The following is a 21239-nucleotide window of genomic DNA, read 5'->3' as shown; positions in this document are numbered from 1 at the left end:
CACGGGCACCAACCACCCGGCACGGCCCCCGGTGAAAACCACCGGGGGGCCAGAACCGGAAACGGGTCAGGAATCCTGCCGGTCACCGTTCATGACGTCCGCGACCCGGCGGGGCAGGTCAGCGGTGAACAGATCCTCCAGTTTCAGGGATTTCCCCCCGGAATCGGCGAGCGGCACCCGCCAGTTGGGGTACTCGTTCATCGTTCCCGGTTGGTTCTGGGCGCGTTTCTCCCCCGCCGCGTCGGCCAGGGAGGCCACCAGCACCTTGGAGTTGGTCAACCGCAGGTAGCGGTGCATGGCCAGCATCACCTCGACGTGATCACCGGCCAGGGCCTCGTCGAGAAGCCCGAAGGCGATCAGTCGTTCCACCCACATGTCGCGTTCCCGTTCGGCGACGGCAAGTTCCTGCTCGACCGGTTCCAGCAGCAACCCGAGCTGTTCCCGAAGCCTGACATGACCGCTCTCGAGGTATCCGAGGGTGGGGGGCAGGTCGTGGGTGGTGACCGAGGCCATGCAGTACTCACGCCACTTCTCCGGGGGCAGCACCTGCCCGTCGGTTCCGTACTCCCACCACAGGATCGCGGTGCCCAGCAGGCCGCGGCGCGACAGGTATTCGCGCACCCAGGGTTCGACGGTACCGAGGTCCTCCCCCACCACCAAGGCCTGGGCGCGATACGCCTCCAGCGCCAGGATCCCGATCAGCGCCTCGTGGTTGTAACGCACGTAGGTGCCCGCGCTGGGCCCGAGCCCATCGGGCACCCACCACAGCCGGAACAAACCGATGATGTGGTCGATCCTGAGCCCGCCCACACGGTTCAGGGCGGCCCGCACCATGGCGCGGAACGGTTCGTACTCGAGCTCCTCCAGTTTCAACGGGTTCCACGGGGGCTGTCCCCAGTCCTGACCGCCCTGGTTGTACTGATCCGGAGGAGCCCCGACGGTGATCCCGGGGGCATATACGTCGCCCATGAGCCAGGTTTCCGCGCTGGTCTTGCCGACCCCCACGGCCAGGTCGGCAAGCACACCGATGCCCATGCCCGCCTCCTCCGCGGCGGTCTGCGCCGCCGACAGCTGCTGCTGCGCGGTCCACTGGAGCCACTCGAAGAACTCCACCCGTTCGGCCTGTGCCGCGGCGAACTCCTCCGCCGCGGTGGAACGCGGGTCGCGCAGTTCCTCGGGCCACTGCCGCCAGTCGGTGCCGTGGATCTCGCTGAGCGCGCTCCAGACCGCGAAATCACGCAGCGCGCTGCCGCCGCGGCGACGGAACCCGTCGAAGGACAACTGGCGTGCGGGGCGGCGTCCGGCCCGGAACAGCTCCCACAGCGCTTCCCGTTTCCCCTTCCATACGGTGTCACGGTCGATGACCTTGCCATTGCCACGCACGGACTTCCGCAGTTTGCGGATCCGGCGTCGCATCGGCTGGGGAAGGTTGGCGTATTCGGGAACCGTCTCGGGCCTGATGTACAACGGGCTCAGGAAACGCCTGCTGGAAGGTAGGTACGGTGAAGGCTCGATCGGCGATGTGACCTGGGCCGCGTGCAACGGGTTGACCAGCACGAAACCCGCCTGCTGCTCGTTCCCGGCCCATGCGACGAGATCGGCGAGATCGGTGAGATCCCCGAACCCCCAGGACCGCTTCGACGTGACGCTGTAGAGCTGGACGGCGTATCCCCAGACGCGATCGTTGCGCATCCCGGGCGGAAAACCCACGAATCCCGGAGTGACCACCAGGGCGGCGGAAGCGGTTCCCTCACTGGATGTGGCTTCCACGCGGTGGTATCCGAGCGGCAGGTCCGTCATCTCGAAGCTGGCCTCGCCGCGGAGCTGCCCGGCCACCTCGCGATCCGGGGTCCAATTGTCGACCTGTGTCGCGGGCCGTCGCTCCCCGTTTTCCAGCACCACGTCGAGGGACACCGGCGACCCGGCCGGAACGTGCACGTCGATCCGTACCGTTTCCCCCTCTTCGACGACGGTGCAGGGCGGCAGGACCCGCCGCCAATGCTGCTCGTCGAGCCGGGCCAGCGCATCCCTGCGCTCCTCCGGGGTATCGGCCTCCACACCCATGGCCCGGAGCACCGCAATCACGGTGGCCTCCGATATGAGGGTGTGGTTTCCTTTCCAGTCCCAGAACTCCCGGGCTATTCCCAAGCGTTCGGCGAGTTCGTCCAACTCGGCAGTCAGGTGTGACAAGGTTTCATTCCTCCTGGCTGGGCAAGGATCAGTTCTTGACGACGATGGTGCCGGCCATCATGTCATGAAGGGTTTGTTTTTTCTCGGTGAACAGCGGCATCAGATAATTGATGAAAATCGGCAGGAAAAACAGGGCGGCACCGAAGTAGCCGATGAGTTCGTCCGCCAGGGTCCGTGCCAGGGCGCGCACGAACCCGGGGGTCCGCGCGGAGGGATCATCGGCCCGGGTAACGCGGATGCGCATGACCATCTTGCCCAGGGTGGCACCGAAACCGGCGATGAGAAGAACCCGGTAAAGAACACCCAGCACCATGACGGCAATCCCCGCGGTCATGAAGGAGTTGAGGAGTTCCATGGGTACCTCACTCGGGTAGCTCTTTCCGGCCTGCGCTGCCCTGACCAGCTCGTACATCCAGGCCTCGAAGCGTTCGTAGAGTCCCGGGGCCAACAGCTCGATGAGCAGGTAGGAGGGGATGGCCAGGATCAGCCCGTCGAGGATGCGGGCAGCCACCCGCGCCCCCCAACTCGCGTATCTGACGCCCGTCCAGGGCTGCGTGATCGTGTTGTAGAGTCCCCCGCCATCGTGGCCGACGGGTTTCGCCGGTCGGCTGTCAGGCCGGGTTACGTCGGACCAGCTGGCGCCGTCCCAGTAACGCTCATCGCCGGAACCGGCTGGGTCGGGGTACCACCCAGCGGATGGTTGCGGGGCGGAATAATGCATGGCCACAAGGATGCCATCCTGAACCGCCGGAAACCACCGAGGCCGGCAGCTGTGTCCCTCACCCCGCAATGTCATGAACCGGCCCGATCCGCAGCGAAGCGGCGATGGCAAGCACCGATGCCGCCAGCAGCATGAGGAAGATCCATCCGAATGCAGGCACTTCCTCCGCGAGCAGCACCGCGTAGCAGGCCCCCGTGAGTGCGGTCATCACCGAACTCCCGATTGACTCGGCCACCAGCAGGGCACCGGAGTTGCGTCCCTGTTCCCGCGGGCCGGACAACGCCATGGTGGCCACGGCAGTGCTGGAGACGGTCAGTCCCATCCCGCATCCGGCGAGGGTCCAGGCCGCCACCCCGATCCGCAACGGCATCCCCGTCCAGGTCAGGAAAACCGTGATCCCCGCCATCCCGAAGGCAACGAAACAGGTCCCGGCGGTGATGATGCGGTCGCGGCGCAGCCTTATCCGGGCCTGAAGCCAGGAGCCGAAACTCCATCCAAGGCTCCCTATGGTCAGGGCCAGGCCCGCCTGTAAGGTGTCGAGTCCTTTCAGGTTTTGCAGGCCGAGCAGCAGAAACGCCTCCCCCGCGTAGAAGACCCCGGTTTGGACTGCGCGACTGGCGATAATGGGGCCGAGCCCGTTTCTCAAGTCTCTGGCCCGTGGGGGCAGCACTTTCGGTACTCCCAGTCCCAGGGCTGCCAGTCCTGCGGCCGCCGCCAGCAGGCTCCAGTGTCCGAGGCCCTGACCGGCCAGCTGCAGCAGGGCCGGCGCCCCGGCCACCGCAGCCACCGCCCACCAAACGGTCCCGGGAGCATCGGAATCCGGTTCGCTGCGTTCCTGGAGGGACTTCAGATGCGGCCAGGTCAGGGCGGCGGCGATCAGCAGCAGGGGCACCGTCGCGGCGAAATTGAGACGCCAGTTCACCGCCACCAGAGCGGCCGAGATCGGCGGTCCCAGGAACGCGGGAAGCACCCAGCAGAAACTGAGCATCGCGAGCACCGCCGGGCGTCGTCCCGCGGGGAACGCGAGTGCGATGACCACGTAGAGGGTCAGGTTGATGGCTCCGGCTCCCAGGCCTTGCACGAGCCGGGCCGTCAGCAGCATCCAGACATCCGTGGCGAGCGAGCCTACGGTAAGTCCCAGGAGCATCGCGCCGAAACCCAGACCCATGGAGACCAGCGGACCGTGCCGGTCGCAGTGCCGCCCGGCCACCAGGATCGCGGTCAGCATTCCCGTCACGGCCATGGAAAAGGCCCACGGATAGAGGGCGACGGCGTCGAGGGAACGCATCGCCTCGGGCAGGGCCGCTGCGACCCCAATCATCTGGAAGGCAATGGCGAACACCGCCAACAGCAACCCCACCAGCAGACCCGTGGTGCCCTCGCGACGGGATCCGGTGTTCACGATGTTCTCCAACGTCTAGGATTGAATTCATGAGTGAGTTTGCCCCCGGTTCCCAGACGGTTCTGGACGAACGCGCCGAACTGCGGGACTCCGACGACCACGAACGATTCAGCCACTACGTGCCGGCGAAGAAGCTGGAGAAGGCCAAGTTGACCGGCACTCCCGTCGTAGCTCTGTGCGGAAAGGTCTGGGTGCCCTCCCGGAACCCGGACAAGTACCCGGTGTGCCCGGAATGCAAGGAGATCTGGCAGTCCATGAAACCGGGAGATCCCGGGAAGTGACCGCGTCCGCGGTTGCGGCCCGGTGATCCGGGCCGCAACCGGCGGGTCAGTAACGGTAGTGCTCGGACTTGAACGGGCCTGCCACCGGCACCCCCAGGTAGTCGGCCTGCGCCTGGGTCAGGGTGCTCAGCTCCACCCCCAGCGACGGCAGGTGAAGGCGCGCGACCTCCTCGTCCAGGTGTTTCGGAAGCAGGTACACGCCGGACGGGTAGGCCTCGGGCCTGAGGAACAGTTCCATCTGGGCCAGCACCTGGTTGGTGAACGAGTTGCTCATCACGAAAGACGGATGTCCCGTAGCGTTGCCGAGGTTCAGCAACCGGCCCTCGCTCAGCACGATCACCGCGTGCCCGTCCGGGTAGATCCACTTGGCCACCTGCGGTTTGATCTCGACCTTCGTCACGTCCTTCCGGGCGGAGAGCCCGGCCATGTCGATCTCGTTGTCGAAGTGTCCGATGTTGCCGACGATGGCCTGGTGTTTCATCCGGGCCATGTGTTCCTCGAGGATGACGTCGCGACACCCAGTGGCGGTGACGAAGATGTCGCCGATCCCCACCACCGATTCGAGCCGCGACACCTGGAAGCCGTCCATCGCCGCCTGCAGGGCGCAGATCGGATCCACCTCGGTGACGATGACCCGCGCGCCCTGGCCGCGCAGTGACTCGGCGCAGCCCTTGCCCACGTCGCCGTAACCGCAGACCACGGCCACCTTGCCGCCGATCAGGACGTCGGTGGCGCGGTTGATGCCGTCGACCAGGGAGTGGCGGCAGCCGTACCTGTTGTCGAACTTGGATTTGGTCACCGAGTCGTTGACGTTGATGGCCCCGAACAGCAGGGTGCCGTTTCGGTGCATCTCGTAGAGGCGGTGGACACCGGTGGTGGTTTCCTCCGTGACCCCGAGGATGCCCGCAGCGAGGGCCTCGAAGTCCAGCTGCCCCAGCGCCTCCCGCAGGGCGGCCTTGACGACGAGGGCCTCCTCCGGATCCGCCGGGTCGTCGGCGGGCACGGCCCCAGCGCGTTGGGCCGCGACACCCTCGTGGACGAACAAGGTGGCGTCACCGCCGTCGTCGAGGATCAGATTGGGGTTCGTCTCGCCAGGCCAGTCGAGGATCTGGCGGGTGCACCACCAGTACTCCTGGAGTGTTTCACCCTTCCACGCGAAAACGGGCACCCCCCTGGGGTCCTCGGGGGTGCCGTCCGGGCCGACGACGACGGCGGCCGCCGCGTGATCCTGGGTGGAGAAGATGTTGCAGGACGCCCACCTCACCTCCGCGCCGAGTGCCACGAGGGTCTCGATCAGAACCGCGGTCTGGACGGTCATGTGGATGGATCCCGCGATGCGGGCGCCCGCCAGTGGCTTCGAGGCCGCGTATCGTTCGCGCATGGCCATCAGGCCGGGCATTTCGTGTTCGGCGAGGGTGATCTCCTCGCGGCCGAAACCGGCCAAGGACAGGTCTGCTACACGGAAGTCGAATGTCACGCCCCGGAGTCTACGCCCAAGCCCACGGCCACGCCCGGGCGTTCTTGAGATGGGTGTCGTGTCCCACCCCTCGGGGCGGCGTTTCCCGGTCTTCCCGGGTTCGGGACAAACCCCTTTACCCAGCCTTTTCCTCTCAGCCTTGGGCCGGGCCCAGGCCGATACCCAGGTAGGTGGCGGCGTAACGTCCCTGGAGCAGCAGGGTGACGTAGCGTTCCACGTCGGAGGCGCCCAGTTCCGCCATGCCGGAGCTGATGTGACACACCCGCACCCCGACGCAGTCGGCCAGGCGCGCCAGCCTCCGGGCCGTCTCCGTCATCGGTTCCGGCACCTGGTCCGCGTCGAGCAGCAGCAGCGCGGGACCGATCTCGGCGTCCTGCTCGAACGGGTCGGTGAACACGTCGCGCCGGGGGGTGTCGAGCAGCACCGCCTCCAGTTCCTCGGCGTCTGCGGCCAGGGCCAGTCGCCCGCTGGCCCGCCGCAACGTCTCCGCGATCCGCCGGGATGCGCGCCCCGCCAGCGTCGTCCCTCCCCACACCAGGGGAAACGAGTCGGCCAGGCCCACGGCCAGGTCCTTGCCCGGGTTGTCCCCGAGGGGACGCGCCGGGGAGCAACGAACCGCGACGGCATCCGCGGCCGACGCGGCGAGCTCGACGTCCACCTTGGGTCCGAGCTCCAGCTGGCCCAGCAACGCCAGCACCGCGATGGCCGCGGCCATGGGATCGTCGGGCGGGGTGGGCAGGTGGGTGGTCAGGGGACCCGCGCTAGCCGCGGCCAGGGCCGACTCGTCCGGAGCGGCGGCTATGACGGTGGCTCCCCTGCGGACGGCTTCGGCGAGGCCGCGGACCTCCCAGGCCGGGGCGTCGTGGGAACCGAGCGCGACCACCAGGTCGAGCGGCCCCACCCATGCGGGCAGGGCAGGGCCCGGCCAGGCCATGAACGGCACGGGACAGGCGGGTTCCAGGACGGCCCGCACCAGCCGCGCCTCCGCTCCGAGCACCAGCACCCCGCGCGGCCGGTCGGCGCGGGTGAGTCTTCCCGCGGGTTCGCTCAGCGCGGCACGCCGGATCCGGGCGCCGGCCGAAGCGAGCCACCAAAGCGATTCCTCGTCGGCCAGGTCGTCGGCCTCCAGGCGGGAGTCATCGAACCATCTGCGAATCATCCGGGAACCTCACTGGGTGTTTCGTGCCTGGTCGATCAGCAGGACCGGGATGCGGTCCTCCACGGGATAGGCCAGCCCGCAGGCCGCGGAGGTGCAGACCAACTCCGAGCGTTCGTAGTCGACGGCGAACTTGGCGTGGCACGCCGGACATGCGGCGATGGCCAGGAATTCCGTCGAAAGTTCCAGAGCGGTTTCACTCATCGGCTTCTCCTTCATGAGCACGAACGATGGTCAGCACCTCGTCACGCAACCGGGTCATGGTTTCGGCGTCCCGGGCCTCGACGTTGAGCCGGAGCAGCGGCTCGGTGTTGGAGGGTCTCAGGTTGATCCACCAGCCGGCCCGTTCGTCACGGATCGTCAGCCCGTCCCAGTACTCGACGCCGCCCCGTCCCTCGAACGCCTTGGCGACGCGCTCCATCGCGGCCTGGTGGTCGGTGATGGTGGAGTTGATCTCTCCGGAACGTTCGTAGCCGTCGAAGCGGGCGGCGAGCGCCGACAACGGTTCGGCCGAGGACCGCAGCTGTTCCAGGACGTGGAGGGCGGCGAGCACCCCCGTGTCGGCCCCCCAGAAATCGCGAAAATAGTAGTGGGCGGAGTGTTCGCCGCCGAAAACGGCGTTCTTCTCGGCCATGAGCGCCTTGACGAAGGTGTGTCCCACACGTGAGACCTCCACGTTCCCGAGACCCGCCACCGCGTCGGCCACCGCCTGGGATGTGATCGCATTGACCACGACCGTTCCCCCGGTTTCCTTGGAGAGCTCCGCCACCGCGATCATTGCGGTCACGACCGAGGGATCGACCACTTCGCCCCGTTCATCGATCAGGAAGCACCGGTCCGCGTCGCCGTCGAAAACCAATCCGAGGTCCGCGGAGTGTTCGCGCACCGCGGAGCGGGCGTCCACCAGGTTCTCCGGTTCCAAGGGGTTCGCGGGATGGTTGGGGAAGGTGCCGTCCGGTTCCATGTAAAGGCCGATCAGGTCCACCTCGCGGTTGACCAGGACCTTGGGGACGGTGAGCCCGGCCATCCCGTTCCCGGCGTCCACCACAACCTTGAGCCGACGTTGCCCGGTCATCGGCACCAGCCGGTCCAGGTGGGCCACGAACTCGGCGGTTAAGTCGCGTTCCTCGTAATCGCCCACGACTTTCTCCCCTGTGGTCACCGTCGCGGCGCGTTCCCGCAGCTCGGCGGTGAAACCGGGGCGCACCGGAGAGGCGCCGGCCAGACAGAACTTCATGCCGTTGTACCTGGCGGGGTTGTGGCTTGCGGTGAACTGCACCCCGGGCAGGTCCAGCTGCCCGGAGCCGAACCAGAGCAGATCGGTGGACGTGAGCCCGAGGTCGACGATCGAGGCCCCGGCCCTGCGTGCGCCGTCCGCGAAGGCCATGGAAAGCTCCTCCCCGAGCTGCCGCATGTCGTGGCCCATGACAAGGGTCTCGCCGGATAGATCGAGCAGTTCCACGAAAGCGGCGCCCAGTTTGCGGGCCCCGTCGAGATCCAGTTCCGGATCCGCCCCCGTCACGACGCCACGAATGTCATTGGCCTTGAAGATCTGCTCCTTAAGCACGTCCCGAGCTTACCGTTGGTCGCCTCATCCGTGGCTCATTCCACGGTGGGGAGCAGACGCAGATGCCCACCCTTTCGTCTGCCGGTGCTGCGGGGTTTGGGTTTCGGGGCCGGGGTGCGGTCCACGGGGGTGGTCGGAACGTCCTCCTCGTCGCGCAGCCCGATTTCCCGGACGGCGTTCGCGAGGGCCACGAGTTCATCGTCGGCCTCGGGTTCGTTCCGCCTGCGGTCCAGGGGAAGCCGGATCACCTCCCATCCCATCGGGACGGAGGTGCGGGAGGCGTGCTCGGCGCACAGATCGAAGGCCCCGGGCACTGCGACATCGGCCAGCGGCCCCAGCACTGCCGTCGAATCCGCGTACACGTAGGTGAGTGTGGCCACGGCAGGCAGGCCGCAGGCAGTCCGGGAACAACGACGCACCATCGAAGCCTATCGCTTTCCGCGGCTAGAGTTGCCGCATGCCACGCAGCCGCGACCGTCACGACCGGGGAATGCACGGACCTGTCGCCCTACCGGATTCCAACAACCGCAAAACCGTTCCACTGCGCCCCCTGAGCCGGGTCGAATACTTCAACCAGTGCGTGAAACAGGCACTCGCCACCATCGCCGAGGTCGACCCGCACGCCCTCGACGGCATGGTGGTCGGGGTCGAGGACGTGCCCCTGCTCAAAACCGCCTGGTCCGGGGATCGAGTACCGATGTCGGCCGCCCTGGAACCGTCCAAGAACAGGCCCGCCCAGATCGTGATCTACCAACGTCCCTTGGAGCACCGCGCCAGCAGCCGCTCCGCTCTGCGTTCCCTGGTGCACCGCACGATCGTTGAGCAGCTGAGCGCCCTGACGGGCCGCCCGGTCAGTGAGCTACTGGGATACGAGCCAACTGACTGGGAGGATTGAAACCCCCGGGGGTTCCACGGAACGGGTGTCTTCTCGAAACCGCCACGGCCGAAACGCTTCCGCGGGATCCCGCCCGCTGAATCTTTCAGTCCTTCCTCCAGAATCGGAGGCCGAGCACCGCTGTCACCAGCGCCAGCGGAATGGCCAATACCAGTTTCCACCACGCCTCGGCTGCCACCGGTTGATTCGTGTACATCCCGATCAGCACATCGAACCACTGCTTCAGGGGATTCCACGCGAGCACGTCCCTCAGGATCTGTGGAAGTCCTTCCAGCGGTGTTGCCGCTCCACTCCCGAAGAACATCACAAAGAAGACAACGGCGCTCAGCGCCTGCGTGGTGCGGGTGCTCAGGGGCAGGGCGCCGAGCATGAAACCGAGACAGCTCAACCACGCCAGAAGGGCGATGTTCAGGATCACGAAAAGAGGGTTGGCGATCTGGGCGAGCAGGCCGTGCCGGATCCCGACCAGGGTGAGCACCACCGCATAGGAGAAGACGACCAGGACCATCATGGCCGCCAGAACAGCGACGGCGAAAACCCAGCCGGGGAGAGGAAGCGTGCGGTACCTCTTCGTGACGCCCCGGGTGCGCAGCTCGGAGAGGTATATGGGCATACCCATCAGCAGCAGGTTGGAGCCCACCGTGCCGATCAGGCCTGGAACCATCGTGTCGATGAAACGTATTCCCCCGCCCACCTCGATGTTGGCGTAGGGAATACCGATGAAAACATAAATGACCAGAGGAAAGGCGAGGGAGAAGAACACCGCCACGGGTTCGCGCACGAGAAGCCTGAGTTCCTGCTGGAACCAGACCCACATGATCCGCGAAACGGGAGGATGTTCCCGGGTGGGAAGGGCAACAACTGGTTCGATCATGTTGTTTCCTTCTTCCTGCTCGCAGCCGCGAATGCGAACACGTCCTCCAGCCGCACGGAACCGAGCAGTACGTCGGAGAATTTCACCTCTCCCGCGTCCCGGAGCCTCTCGAGTTTTTCCCGCAGGGCGGTCAGCCCACCGGAATCGCCGATCACGCTGATCGCAGAGCCCGCTTCCAGCGGAGTATGTCCTTGCGCGCGAATCGCGGAGACGCAGCCGGGATCCCCGGAGAGCACCCGCAGCCGGTGGTCCCCGCCAGCTGCCGAGAGCACCTCTGAGACGGGCCCCGGAGAATCGCTCTTCCCTCATCCAGCACCAGCAGGCGATCCGCGTAGGTCTCCGCCTCGGCCAGGTCGTGGGTCGAGGTGAGCACGGCCACGCCCTTGGAACGGCGATCCCTCAGGAACTCCCAGAGAGCCGTCCGGGCGACGGGGTCGAGACCGCTGGTTGGTTCGTCCAGGACAAGCAGCCGGGGAGATCCGATGCAGGCGATTGCGATGTCCAGGCGCCGCTGCCATCCCCCGGAAAGTTTGTCGACCATCTGGGACATCCTTGAACGCAGACCGAGCGCATCGATTATCACATCGACGTCACCAGCATCCCGGTACAGGCACTCGGCCGCTTTCGGGGCCTCGCGGACCCGGAGTCGTTGAGGCAGCCCACCGACCTGCAGCTGGACGCCCATCCAGTTTCTGTGCGCCCCACCCGGAACGACGGGCTGTCCGAGGAACTCCGCCCGGCCCGAGGTGGGCAGACGCAGCCCGCACAGGATCTCCATGGCCGTTGTCTTGCCCGAGCCGTTCGCGCCGACGATCACGAGTACCTCGCCGGAATCGATGGTGAAGCTCAGGTTGTCGACCGCCGGGTGCGACAGGCCGGGGTAGGTGCGCGTTACCCCTGTAAAACTGGCTACCGGCATGAACGTTTCCCGTGGATTCGCTGCGGGATCCCTTCACTCACGCGCGGAGCGGATCCGCCCTCCCTCGACCGCTGGGGTGTCGCTGCCACGACCTCGTCCTCCCATCGTCTTGAGCAGGGTCACCGGATGCCAGACAGGTGCCCGGTCAGAGGGTATCAACCGGGGGTGTCACCAGGGGTCGGATCCGTTCCCGGCTCAGTGCAGTTCGGGGTCGAGCTCGGCAGCCAGCGGTGGGGTCCCCCCTGCGGTCATCGGTTCCAGGGGAGCCGCCCAGGAACCCGTTTCACCGGAGGAGACGACGGCTCCGAACAGCGGTTGGCCGGAGCCGACCGTGACCCGCTGTCCCTGCTCGGTGGTCGCGGGGAGTTTGTGCACAACGGTCTGTCCGGCGCCCACCGTGACCGTGGCCTCCTCCTCGGCCCCCCCGGCCCCGGTGGCCGTGACCGTGGCCTGCACATCGGCCGTCCCCGGGTTCGTCAGCTGCAGTACGCCACCGGGTGAGGTGAAGGTACCCAAGGACGTCCCTGCCTCGACAGGCGCCACCTGGGCGGAGTCCCCCAGGGTGAACGCCATGCCGGCCATCACGGGTGCGTCGGAGTTGACCTGAATGGCCGATGCCTCCCCGAGAAGGGCGTTCTCCAGCGACACCGACACGCTCGCGTGTGGCGGGATGCTGATGTTCCCGCCCCCTTGGGGCTGGTAGGCGGGTGTGGTTCCGTAGGCCGTCAGGTTGGCGGTGATCCGCGTCTCGCTGGGATTGGCGAGCACGACTACGGAGCTGGTCGCCCCGGCCGGGATCCCGGGAAGTAGATGGGAGGTGCCCAGCTGCGAGGGCCCGGCCGCCGTCCCGCTGCTCTGGGTCTGGGTGATGGCCATCACCGCGGCACGGCCCCGGCTGGCCTGGAAGGACACCCCCACCGGGGTTGCCTTCTCGGTCAGGACGGACAAGGCGATGGTGCGTTCCTGGTAGGCGGCGAGCGTGATTCCCCGGGCCCCCAAGGCTTGGATCTCCCCTTCCGCACCGTACAGGGTCAGGTCGATCGCCGCTTCGGATGCGTCCGGGTTGACGATCTTGAGCTGCGTGTCCGCTGTGGCCGGGAGCGCGATCACGCCTTGGGAGACGGGTTTGACGCACTGGGTGAGGGTCCGCACGGCATCGGATCCGGATATTGCCCCGCCCACCGGCCCCTCCGTGCCCTCAGCGACCACGGAGGTTTCCTGTCCCGTGAGCACCGTGCGTTTCGTCTCGGTGGCGGAGCCTCCCAGCGGAGTGACCGTCGTGGCGTTGTCCACCATCACCGTCGCACCGGAGGTCGCGGGCACGCACACCACCTTCGTGGAGCGAACCGCCTCGACCGTGGTGACCCTGGGCAGTTCGGCCGGTGTCAGGGTGGTTATCCCGACGACCACGCCAGTCAGAACCGCGAAACCCAATAGTGTCTCGAACACGCGTCGCATCTTCAGTCCTCCAGTCCGCGCCGGGCCCCCGAGGAGCCTCCGATCGTGGGGGCCGCCAGGCCGATGATCAACACGACGACACCGACCTGCAAACCGAACATCCACCAGGTCGGTGCCATGCCCCAGGTCACCTTTCCCGCGAGCCCTGCGGGAACGACGAAGGTCGCCTTCCCGCCCTCGGGGAGCGGGGTGAGTTCCTGCCCGTTGATGCGTACCCGCCACCGGTCATCCGGGGTTTCGGCGAGCACCAGGCGGCGTTCGGTCTCGGCTGCCGTGATGTTTCCGTCCAGGACGGCTTTGCTGCCGTTCTCGTCGACGATGTGCAGACGGGAGGGAAGCTCGACCACCGTCCAGATGACGGTGTCCCCGTCCACCGGGGAGCGTGTCAGGCCTGCCGCGTTGCCGACGGCCGCCAGCTGCTCGGTGCTGAACCCCTTCATCCACACGTGACTGACGCCGAGTTCCTGCAGGCGATCGGCCAGGTTCTCCGGTGCGTCACCGCCACCGAGCAGCTGAACGAGGGCCGCGAAGTCGTCGCGGAAGGCACCTGCCGGGTTGCGTTCGGCCGTACCCCAGCTGGGCTGGGAGGAATCGACCACGTTCCATCTCAGTCCCCCGTCGGATTTGGTCTCGATCATCAGAACCCGGGTCTGACGCTCCGAGACCACCACGCCGCGGGCGAAGCCGAGCTCGGAGGGGTGGTTGGAGACGGGACCCGCGAAGCCGATGACCGCCCAGACCCCGGCCGCCAGCAGTGAGACCGTGGAAAGGCATGCGAGCAGGACGCGCAGATCCGCTCCGGCCTTCTCGTCCCTGAGCCTCATGGCGACGATCGGGGCGAGCAGCCCGGCCACCGTCAGCAAGGCCCAGCCCGTCAGCAAGGCCCGCGCCTCTCCGCCGTTCACCGGCAACGCGATCCGGGAGAGCACCACCCCTGCGATGAGCGGGAGCCCGATCCCGGCGATCGAGAGCAGACGGATGCTCGTGCTCCGGATCGTGCAGATGGCGTAGCCCGCCGCCACTCCCAGGACCGCGAAGAAAACGATGTTCGCCCACAGCGGCAGCCCGGAGGGCAGGATCCGTCCGAACAGGGTGGCCAGCGAGGCTGGTGTCCACGCGGGCCAGGCCAGCGGATCGGGTCCGGTCAGGAGACGACTCGGATAGGCGATCAGCGACGGAACCCACGGGGCCAGGAAAGCGGCTGGGAGAATGAGCGTGATCAGCACCGGCAACCAGACGAAACGGTCACGGATGATCCAGATGATTCCACCGATTATCGCCAGGATCAGAAGCACCGGCCAAGCCGCCGCCCCTATCAGCAGCCACGCAGCGGCGCTTGCGGGTGCCCGGAGCCGTTCGGCACCGAGGCTGTCGTCGATGGCCATCCGGTGGATGGCGGATGCGAGTTGCGGCAGGACGACGGCGAGCATCATTCCCGCTGCATCGCCTGCTGTCACCAGGCCGAGTAGGATCACCGCCCCGGCCCAGGTCCCGGCGGCGATCGCCGACGTGGTGCGGGACACCTCGAAACGACGCAGGAAGGCGTGCGCGGACAGGCCCGCCAGCAGAGGCGCCAGCCCCAGGGCCAGGAAGATCAGCAACTGCGGGCTACCGAATGACAGGGTGGCCAGCAGCGCCCCGACCATGAGCCAGGGCGCGTCGGAACCCGCGAGGCCGGCGGTTGGGCTCAGCGCCGCTTCCCACGCCTTCCCGATGTTGTCGGGAGCCGGAAGCAGACCTCCGCCGAACACGTCCCCGAAGCCGAACAGGTTCCGCAGCGCCACTCCCCCCGCCACGAGCAGCAGCAGCGTCAGGATCGCCAGGGGGGCCAGGAACCGGCGTTGGGAGGGCCCGCCGGCGAAATCGTCCCCGGTCATCTCGTCGATGCTGAACCCGGATTCCTGGTTGGTGAAGTCCCGGTACCGGTCGGCCAGGTCCGCTCCCAGCCGGTCGAGCGCGTTGCGCACGGACCAATAGCGTCTGGGCAGCAACCGGGAGACGTCCATGTTGCCCACCGACCTGGCGGCCAAGGTCTTCACCTGGCCCCGGGTGGATGTGAATCTGCGGATGGCCCGCAGTTCGGCGCCCGCGAGCCGGGGGGATTTGGCCAGGAGGAACCCGATTGCCCGGAGCCAGCTTCCGATCACCAGTCTGGCGGTCGAGGCCGGTTTCGCGCCGCGGGCGGCCACCACCCGGAGAGCGGTGAGGCGGTCGATTTCGTGCGATTCCTTGGCGAATGCCCCGCTTCGTTCTCCCGTCCTGCCGGACTGGCGATGCGTCAGGGCCGCGTCCGGCCAGGTGACTACCTTGTGCCCGGCCTCGTTGGCGCGCCACCCGAAATCCACCCCGTCGCGGTGCAACGGCAACTCCGGGGCCAGGCCGCCGAGCTGACGCCATACGTCGCCACGGATCAACATTCCTGCGGTCGACCCACCCAGCACCGGTTCCGAGATCTCCTGCCCCTGGTCGATGTCACCGTTGTCGACGATGGCGACACGTCGCCCCGTCGGGGTGATCGACTGCCCGATCTCCGCCAGGGTCTCGGGGTAATTGCGGCGGCGTGGTTGGAGCAGCTTCGGGTACAGAACGGCCGCTCCCGTCCTGGCTGCGCCCTGCAGTAATCTGCCCAGCGCGTCGGGCTGGGGCGCCGAATCATCGTGCAGCAACCAGACCCACGGCGCGTCAGGAGGCAGTGCAGTGGCGACCGCCTCCCCGAAACCGAGGTTCCGCCCGCCGTCCAGCACACCGCTTATGATTCCCGCCGCACGGGCCTGTTCCAGTAGTTGCCGCGATGAGTCCGTTGATCCGTTGTCCACCGCGACGAGCATCGCCGGCCGGGGATTCAACGCCGCCAGAGCTCGCAGTTGGCGTGGTAACCATTCCTCCGCGTTGTGCACCACCATCACGGCGGCCACCATGCGGGGATCTATCGTCTCGATCGGCTCGGGCTCCGGCTCCTCGTCGATCCAGGCCCAGAGGTTGTCTGTCGTTGCCTGACTCGTCAAGCCGTTTCCTCCTGTCAGCAGGCCCCCGATGCCCGGGGGAACACACACCCCAGACGATAGCCCACTCGGCGACTCGACGAGCCAGGCAACTGGCTCAGATGGCCTGGCGCTTCAGCTTCCGACGCTCGCGTTCCGAGAGTCCACCCCAAATCCCGAATCTTTCGTCATTGGCCAACGCGTACTCCAAGCATTCAGCGCGCACAGTGCAACTCGAGCACACACGCTTTGCCTCGCGGGTTGACCCCCCCTTCTCCGGGAAAAATGCCTCAGGATCCGTCTGTGCACACAATGCATGCTGGTGCCAGGCGAATTCATCTTCGGCGTTCACCCCCAACGTCCAGATGTCGTCCATTTTGCCCCCTCTCTGGCCCAAATTACACACGTGCGGTTCCTTCGCGTCAAGCCCGTCCGGCGAGTCGGCTTGCACCGGGGCCGGGCGGACAAATCCAGCTCATTTCCCCAACCGTTCGCCACCCCCGGGAGGACAGGAACCCCAAGGAGAATCCGCCCGCCCGTTCTCATCGTCAGGACCGCCATCGACCGTTTCGCCGAACCGTCCCCCCGCTTCGATGGGCACTGCTGCCGAGGAGCCGAGATCCCCGACGGCTGATTAAGTTGAAGGTTGAAGATATGACCTAATCCTACCCGTGCCAGAAGGACGGACAATCCGGATCCGGGGTCCCTCCTGTCCTCCGTTTGGCCAAGTCCTCGCGTCCTGCCTTCCCCGGGGTCGGTCATGCCCGATTCTTGGCCAAACCCCGGGCACATCGCGGCCGTCCGTCAGGCGTATTCGGCGCCAATCCGGTCGCGCACCAACTCCACCAGTTCACGTATCCGTCCGGCCTCCGACAGCGGGGTCACGAGGGTCGCCTCCGGGGTGTGGACCACGAGCGCGTCCCGCAACCCCATGGTCGCCACAACATGCCTCTCACCAGCGGTGTTGATGATCACGCACCCCGAGGAGTCCAGGTTCATGCTGCACCCTTCGACCCGGTTTCCGTGCTCGTCCAGCAGGAACTGCTCGGCGAGGTTCTGGTAGCTGCCGACGTCGGCCCAGGAGACGTCCAGCCCCACCGCAAGTACCTCCGCACTACCCTCACCGAGGGAAACCGGCTGCATGACCGCATAGTCGATGGAGGTCTTCAGGAGGGTGGGGAAAAGCTCATCCAACAGCTCGTTGTGAGCAGCAATTATGCGCACTTTTTTGGCAGTGTCCGGAACCAGCGCCTCAAGTTGGTCCAGCAGCGTCTCCACGCGCCACACGAACATCCCCGCGTTCCACCAGTACTCCCCGGAGGCCAGGTAGTGCTCGGCCACCCGGAGTTCCGGTTTTTCCTTGAACTCCGAGACCCGCCAGGCGTCCAGTTCCTCGTCCACGCACCCGTCCCGGTGCAGGTATCCGAATCCCGTGTGAGGCTCGGTTGGGACGACCCCCATCGTCACGAGGGCCCGGGGCCTGGTCTCCGCCACGTCGAAGGCGCGTTCCAGGGTGGTGCGGAATCCCTCGACGGGGGTGATGATGTGATCGGCGCTGAGCATGGCGACGACGGCCTCCGGGTCGCGTCGTTCGAGGACCGCGGCGGACCATGCCACGGCGCTCAGCGAATCTCGTCCGACGGGTTCTCCGAGCAGGTTCTCCTCCGGCAGCTCGGGAAGCTGCCGGGCGACGACGTCCACGTAGGCACGGGATGTGCACACGAGGATCCGGGCATCAGGGATCATGCCCGCCACCCGTTCGTAGGCGAGCCGCAGCAGGCTCCGTCCGTCAAAGAGTTCCAGAAGCTGTTTGGGCGTTCCCTGTCTCGACAAAGGCCACAACCTCGTGCCCGAACCGCCCGCCATTATCACCACGTAGCGCATGACAGGACTCTACTGGGACACGATGTCGTCCCACCCGGTCACCGGTTGTTTCCACGGATGTGCACGGCGCGGCCCGGACCCGTGCGCGGAGCCTCTAGCATCGGGGCATGTTCACCGAGAAACTTCGCGGGCGGTTCGGGGCCGCGCCGCTGTTCACCCATTACGACGGAACCGCCGGTTCCCGGGTGGAATTGTCCGGGACCACTTTCTCGAACTGGGTGGACAAGACCGTGAACATGTTGGACGGTCTCGGCGTGGGGCCCGGGGAACCCGTCCATCTGGACCTGGTGAACACCGACCCGGGGCACTGGGTGACTGCGGTGTGGGTGGCCGCGATCTGGCAACGCGGTTGCCCCGTGGCGGAACGGGACGACGGTGACGCGGTACTCGCGGTGGTCGGTCCGGCCAGCCAGATCAGGGGTCCTGTCACCGTGATGTGCTCGCTGCATCCCCTAGGGCTGGGTCTCGGGGATCTTCCCGCGGGCTGCACGGACTACGCGGATGTGCTGGCGGAACCAGATGTTCACTGGGAGGAACCTGCTCCCCCGGACGACCTGGCGTGGCTGCCGGACATCACCCGTGCGGGGCTGGAGCGTTTCCCGGGATCGGATCAGCGGCTCCTGTTCGCGGATCCACCTCCGGGTTGGGAGAGCGTGCGGATGTTGCTGGTATCCCCGGTGCTGGGGGGCGGCTCGACGGTCGTGGTGACAGGCATCCCTCCCGAGCGCGTCTCCCGGATCGCCGCCGAGGAGAAGGCCCTTCTCACCCGCGTCGGGGAAGCCCTCTGAGGAACCCGGTTCCCCAGGCCAGGTGCATGGTCGCCAGCACCACGGGCAACCGGAGCCGCGCCGCTGCCGGCACGTCACGCATGGTCAGGGTCGCGAAGACGAGGAAACCCAGGTACAGCACCGGGAAGACGAGCATGGCGGCCAGCCAGGGCCGCCGCAGCCACACCCCGGTCATTCCGGCTCCCAGGCCGACGCCCGTGCCCAGGACGGCGGCGGGTGGGGCGAGGTAGCGGCGGCTCGCGGTGTCGGGGTGTCGCCTGATTACCTCACGCCGCCACCTTCCTGTCAGGTGGAATTGTTTCGCCAGGGCCCGCAGGCTGGAACGGGGACGGTAGACGACCCTCAGTTCCGGAGTGAACCACACCAGGTGGCCGGCGCGACGGAGCCGGTAGTTGAGTTCCCAGTCCTGGGCGCGGTGCAGGGATTCGTCGAAACCACCGACCTCCTTCAGGGCGTCTCGGCGAAAAACGCCCAGGAAGACGGTGTCCGCAGGCCCCGCCGGTGTGGCGGCCAGGTGAAATCCACCGCCCCCGAGGCCCAGGTGCGAGTTGTATGCCGCCGCGACGGCCTGTTCGAAGGGCGTGCGGCCCTGGGCGTCCATCAGGCCGCCGACGTTGGCGGCCCCCGTCGCCCGGAGGGTTTCCACCGCGGTGGTGATGTATCCCGGGCACAGTTCGGCGTGGCCGTCGACGCGGACGATGATCTCGTGACTGGCCGCCTCGATGGCCAGGTTGAGGCCGGCTGGGGTGAAACCCGTCGGGTTGTCCACCACGACGATCCGGTCATCGGCGGCCGCCAGGGAGTCGGCGATCTCCCGGGTGCGGTCGCTGCTCGGCCCCACCGCGATCACCACCTCCAGTTCGCCCCCATATCCCTGGGCCAGGACACGCCCGACGGCGGCCTCCAGGTGCGGCTCCTCATTGCGGACGGGCATGACGACACTGACGGGTTCGGGAATCACGGCGATCAACTTACCCGGCAAACAGGTGTGTCAGCACTTGGCGTCGTGCTCGGTGACGGGTTGGTTCCGCTGGCTGTCCTGCTGCTGGTCTTGGTCTTGGAGCTCTGGGAAGTTGTCTTCTCCGTGGGAGCCGGGGATGCGCTGGTGGGGGCGGGGACGCTGCTGCTCGTGGGGGCGGCGGATGTGTCGTTGGCCTCCGATGCGTCGATGGTCTCGGTCACGGTCCTGCGGATCAGGGTGAAGTCCGGGGAGGACGTGCGGATCAGGGGCGGGGCGAAGTTGACGGATTCGATCGGCAGGGCCTTGCCCTTGATCGCGAGCTCCACCAGCTCGGGCAGTTGATCCGTTCCGGCGTCGGTACGCGCTATGTCGCTGCCCGCCTCGGCGAGGTCGACGAACTTAGTTGCGACGGTGCCGGGATCAAGCTGTTTGGCCATGGCCGCCATCACGCACTTCTGCCGCGTCATGCGTTCGTAGTCGTCGGAGTCGGCCCGGGAGCGAGCGAACCACAGCGCGTGGTAGCCGTCGAGGTGGACGTTTGTCCCCGGCTCGATCCAGCCGTAGATCTCCGATCCGACCCCTCCGATGGGTATCCGTTTCCCGATGTCGAGGTTGATTCCGCCCATGGCATCGACGAGCTTCTGGAACCCGGCGAGGTCCACCATGGCGTAGTAGTTGAGTTCCAGGCCCAGGGTCTCCGAGACCGCCTCCTTCATGGCGGTCAGGCCGGCTTCCTTGCCCGGGTAGAGGTCGGCGTGTTCCTGTCCCAGGGTGTAGACGCCGTTGAGCATGCATTCCTCACCGCACCGGAAACCGTCGGGGTAGAGCTTCGCCAGTGGCGACGAGGACGGGAAGGGGGCACCGACGAGGTTCCGGGGCAGCCCGAACACGACCGTGCGTCCCGTCTCGGCGTCTATGGAGGCGACGTTGATCGAGTCGGGTCGGATTCCCTCCCTGTCGGCTGCCGCATCCACGCCGAGCAGCAGGATGTTGTAGCGGCCCCGCTTGGCCTGGCTGTCGCCGCCACCGGTGAAGACATCGGAGACGTATCCGGCGGCGGTGAAGGCGCTGGCGAGCAGGTTGGTGCCCAGACCGGCCGCCACCGCCAGGGCGAGGCAGGTCCCGGTCAGGACCAGGCGGGCGCGGCGTTTCAGGTCCGGGGGCCGCGACAGGCGCCAGGCGTCGAACAACAGGGCCAGCCAGCCCAGGAAAACCAGCCACACCAGGATCCTCATGACCACGGTGACCGTTCCGTTGAGCAGGAAACCGACGGTCGGTCCCCGCCAGAAATACAACCCCAGCCCGGTGAGCAGCGCGAACGCGACGAGCACTCCCCAGATCCGCAGCGCCGTCCGGCCCACCCCGCGGTTTCCCGCCACGTACTGGGCGGCTCCGGGTAGGAAGACCGTCAGCAGGATGAGCCCGATGGCGCGTCTGTTCCGTACGGCGGCATCGGGGGCGGTCATGGCGGCTCCATGGGCAGGCGACAAGGACTTCCAGTGGTGCCACGGGCGGATGAAGCCGTTGCGGCGACCATCACGACTACGAACCGGTGGGGCGAACGACGAGGATCGCACCGGGTCGCGCGCCCGACGGGAATTACGCGGCCGGTGTTCCCCGGACATCCGCACCATGGGTGCGCCCCCCGTCCGTGGGACCTCTTACAAGGGTGAACCCCTGGCGGC

General features: G+C 67.1%; 20 protein-coding genes. 3 read left to right on the top strand and 17 right to left on the bottom strand.

The features are described from left to right. Nucleotides 1–66 precede the first annotated feature (66 nt). Genes malQ through EL272_RS04520 form a run of 3 tightly spaced genes read right to left on the bottom strand, consistent with a single transcriptional unit; the run spans nt 67 to nt 4313 of the window. The gene (gene malQ / locus EL272_RS04530) at nt 67–2190 is read right to left on the bottom strand and encodes a 4-alpha-glucanotransferase (protein ID WP_061787756.1); all 2124 of its coding nucleotides are present in this window, start codon (nt 2188–2190) and stop codon (nt 67–69) included. 28 nt (nt 2191–2218) lie between these two features. Further along, nucleotides 2219–2911, bottom strand: coding sequence for an RDD family protein (locus tag EL272_RS04525; protein WP_159424555.1), 693 nt, complete (start codon nt 2909–2911; stop codon nt 2219–2221). A 58-nt stretch (nt 2912–2969) separates the two neighbouring features. Continuing rightward, the gene (locus EL272_RS04520; RefSeq protein WP_014846042.1) at nt 2970–4313 is read right to left on the bottom strand and encodes an MFS transporter; all 1344 of its coding nucleotides are present in this window, start codon (nt 4311–4313) and stop codon (nt 2970–2972) included. 29 nt (nt 4314–4342) lie between these two features. Between EL272_RS04520 and EL272_RS04515 the strand changes: the two genes are divergently transcribed. Continuing rightward, nucleotides 4343–4594 carry a DUF3039 domain-containing protein gene (locus tag EL272_RS04515; RefSeq protein ID WP_014846041.1) on the top strand — a complete coding sequence of 84 codons (252 nt, stop codon included), beginning with the start codon at nt 4343–4345 and terminating at the stop codon, nt 4592–4594. 46 nt (nt 4595–4640) lie between these two features. Here EL272_RS04515 and ahcY read toward each other — a convergent pair whose 3' ends face one another. The 5 genes from ahcY to EL272_RS04490 form a co-directional block, all read right to left on the bottom strand. Continuing rightward, entirely contained in the window at nt 4641–6071 is a 1431-nt protein-coding gene (gene ahcY, locus EL272_RS04510; RefSeq protein ID WP_014846040.1) for an adenosylhomocysteinase, read from the bottom strand. 133 nt (nt 6072–6204) lie between these two features. Then, nucleotides 6205–7230, bottom strand: coding sequence for an SIS domain-containing protein (locus tag EL272_RS04505; RefSeq protein ID WP_014846039.1), 1026 nt, complete (start codon nt 7228–7230; stop codon nt 6205–6207). Nucleotides 7231–7239: 9 nt separating this feature from the next. Further along, nucleotides 7240–7431, bottom strand: coding sequence for a Trm112 family protein (locus tag EL272_RS04500; RefSeq protein WP_014846038.1), 192 nt, complete (start codon nt 7429–7431; stop codon nt 7240–7242). Beyond that, complete coding sequence (locus EL272_RS04495) at nt 7424–8794, bottom strand: phosphohexomutase domain-containing protein (protein WP_061787757.1); 1371 nt, start codon at nt 8792–8794, stop codon at nt 7424–7426. The genes EL272_RS04500 and EL272_RS04495 overlap by 8 nt, the downstream gene beginning before the upstream one ends. A 35-nt stretch (nt 8795–8829) precedes the next feature. After that, nucleotides 8830–9216 carry a DUF3499 domain-containing protein gene (locus EL272_RS04490; RefSeq protein ID WP_061787758.1) on the bottom strand — a complete coding sequence of 129 codons (387 nt, stop codon included), beginning with the start codon at nt 9214–9216 and terminating at the stop codon, nt 8830–8832. 35 nt (nt 9217–9251) lie between these two features. Between EL272_RS04490 and EL272_RS04485 the strand changes: the two genes are divergently transcribed. Continuing rightward, a complete protein-coding gene (locus EL272_RS04485; protein WP_014846035.1) occupies nt 9252–9689 on the top strand; it encodes a metallopeptidase family protein in 438 nt (145 codons plus the stop codon). A gap of 85 nt (nt 9690–9774) precedes the next feature. On the opposite strand, the gene EL272_RS04480 is transcribed toward EL272_RS04485, so the two are convergent. The 7 genes from EL272_RS04480 to EL272_RS04455 form a co-directional block, all read right to left on the bottom strand. Beyond that, on the bottom strand, nt 9775–10563 hold the full coding sequence (locus EL272_RS04480; protein WP_061787759.1) for an ABC transporter permease: 789 nt from the start codon (nt 10561–10563) through the stop codon (nt 9775–9777). Continuing rightward, nucleotides 10560–10718 (bottom strand): hypothetical protein, encoded by a 159-nt coding sequence (locus EL272_RS15410; protein WP_197720296.1) that lies wholly within the window; start codon nt 10716–10718, stop codon nt 10560–10562. Before EL272_RS15410 ends, EL272_RS04480 begins: the two co-directional genes overlap by 4 nt. After that, complete coding sequence (locus EL272_RS04475; RefSeq protein ID WP_197720295.1) at nt 10715–11482, bottom strand: ABC transporter ATP-binding protein; 768 nt, start codon at nt 11480–11482, stop codon at nt 10715–10717. The genes EL272_RS15410 and EL272_RS04475 overlap by 4 nt, the downstream gene beginning before the upstream one ends. Before the next feature lie 195 nt (nt 11483–11677). Continuing rightward, on the bottom strand, nt 11678–12940 hold the full coding sequence (locus EL272_RS04470) for a DUF5719 family protein (protein WP_014846032.1): 1263 nt from the start codon (nt 12938–12940) through the stop codon (nt 11678–11680). A gap of 2 nt (nt 12941–12942) precedes the next feature. Next, nucleotides 12943–15945 (bottom strand): glycosyltransferase family 2 protein, encoded by a 3003-nt coding sequence (locus tag EL272_RS04465; RefSeq protein ID WP_061787760.1) that lies wholly within the window; start codon nt 15943–15945, stop codon nt 12943–12945. A 94-nt stretch (nt 15946–16039) separates the two neighbouring features. Continuing rightward, nucleotides 16040–16297 (bottom strand): WhiB family transcriptional regulator, encoded by a 258-nt coding sequence (locus EL272_RS04460; RefSeq protein ID WP_041697249.1) that lies wholly within the window; start codon nt 16295–16297, stop codon nt 16040–16042. Between the two features lie 428 nt (nt 16298–16725). Next, nucleotides 16726–17805 (bottom strand): mannose-1-phosphate guanylyltransferase, encoded by a 1080-nt coding sequence (locus EL272_RS04455; RefSeq protein ID WP_014846030.1) that lies wholly within the window; start codon nt 17803–17805, stop codon nt 16726–16728. Between the two features lie 107 nt (nt 17806–17912). Here EL272_RS04455 and EL272_RS04450 point away from each other — a divergent pair, with 107 nt between their 5' ends. Beyond that, entirely contained in the window at nt 17913–18593 is a 681-nt protein-coding gene (locus EL272_RS04450; protein ID WP_061787761.1) for a TIGR03089 family protein, read from the top strand. Here EL272_RS04450 and EL272_RS04445 read toward each other — a convergent pair. Further along, nucleotides 18568–19563 (bottom strand): glycosyltransferase family 2 protein, encoded by a 996-nt coding sequence (locus EL272_RS04445; protein ID WP_041696270.1) that lies wholly within the window; start codon nt 19561–19563, stop codon nt 18568–18570. The genes EL272_RS04450 and EL272_RS04445 overlap by 26 nt on opposite strands. Beyond that, entirely contained in the window at nt 19560–21020 is a 1461-nt protein-coding gene (locus tag EL272_RS04440; protein WP_061787762.1) for an LCP family protein, read from the bottom strand. Before EL272_RS04440 ends, EL272_RS04445 begins: the two co-directional genes overlap by 4 nt. Nucleotides 21021–21239 lie beyond the last annotated feature (219 nt).

The organism is Arachnia propionica, assembly GCF_900637725.1.
Lineage (GTDB): Bacteria > Actinomycetota > Actinomycetes > Propionibacteriales > Propionibacteriaceae > Arachnia > Arachnia propionica.
The sequence above is the reverse complement of the archived record's forward strand: the minus strand, read 5'-3'. Positions and strand labels throughout refer to the sequence as shown.

Bases quoted from the DNA above. Each gene is read 5' to 3' on its own strand.
- EL272_RS04475 (WP_197720295.1), bottom strand. From the start codon at position 11,482: ATGCCGGTAGCCAGTTTTACAGGGGTAACGCGCACCTACCCCGGCCTG.
- EL272_RS04455 (WP_014846030.1), bottom strand. From the start codon at position 17,805: ATGCGCTACGTGGTGATAATGGCGGGCGGTTCGGGCACGAGGTTGTGG.
- EL272_RS04470 (WP_014846032.1), bottom strand. From the start codon at position 12,940: ATGCGACGCGTGTTCGAGACACTATTGGGTTTCGCGGTTCTGACTGGC.
- EL272_RS04440 (WP_061787762.1), bottom strand. From the start codon at position 21,020: ATGACCGCCCCCGATGCCGCCGTACGGAACAGACGCGCCATCGGGCTC.
- EL272_RS04525 (WP_159424555.1), bottom strand. From the start codon at position 2,911: ATGCATTATTCCGCCCCGCAACCATCCGCTGGGTGGTACCCCGACCCA.
- EL272_RS04480 (WP_061787759.1), bottom strand. From the start codon at position 10,563: ATGATCGAACCAGTTGTTGCCCTTCCCACCCGGGAACATCCTCCCGTT.
- EL272_RS04500 (WP_014846038.1), bottom strand. From the start codon at position 7,431: ATGAGTGAAACCGCTCTGGAACTTTCGACGGAATTCCTGGCCATCGCC.
- EL272_RS04515 (WP_014846041.1), top strand. From the start codon at position 4,343: ATGAGTGAGTTTGCCCCCGGTTCCCAGACGGTTCTGGACGAACGCGCC.
- EL272_RS04490 (WP_061787758.1), bottom strand. From the start codon at position 9,216: ATGGTGCGTCGTTGTTCCCGGACTGCCTGCGGCCTGCCTGCCGTGGCC.
- EL272_RS04485 (WP_014846035.1), top strand. From the start codon at position 9,252: ATGCCACGCAGCCGCGACCGTCACGACCGGGGAATGCACGGACCTGTC.
- EL272_RS04460 (WP_041697249.1), bottom strand. From the start codon at position 16,297: ATGGACGACATCTGGACGTTGGGGGTGAACGCCGAAGATGAATTCGCC.
- EL272_RS04450 (WP_061787761.1), top strand. From the start codon at position 17,913: ATGTTCACCGAGAAACTTCGCGGGCGGTTCGGGGCCGCGCCGCTGTTC.
- EL272_RS04505 (WP_014846039.1), bottom strand. From the start codon at position 7,230: ATGATTCGCAGATGGTTCGATGACTCCCGCCTGGAGGCCGACGACCTG.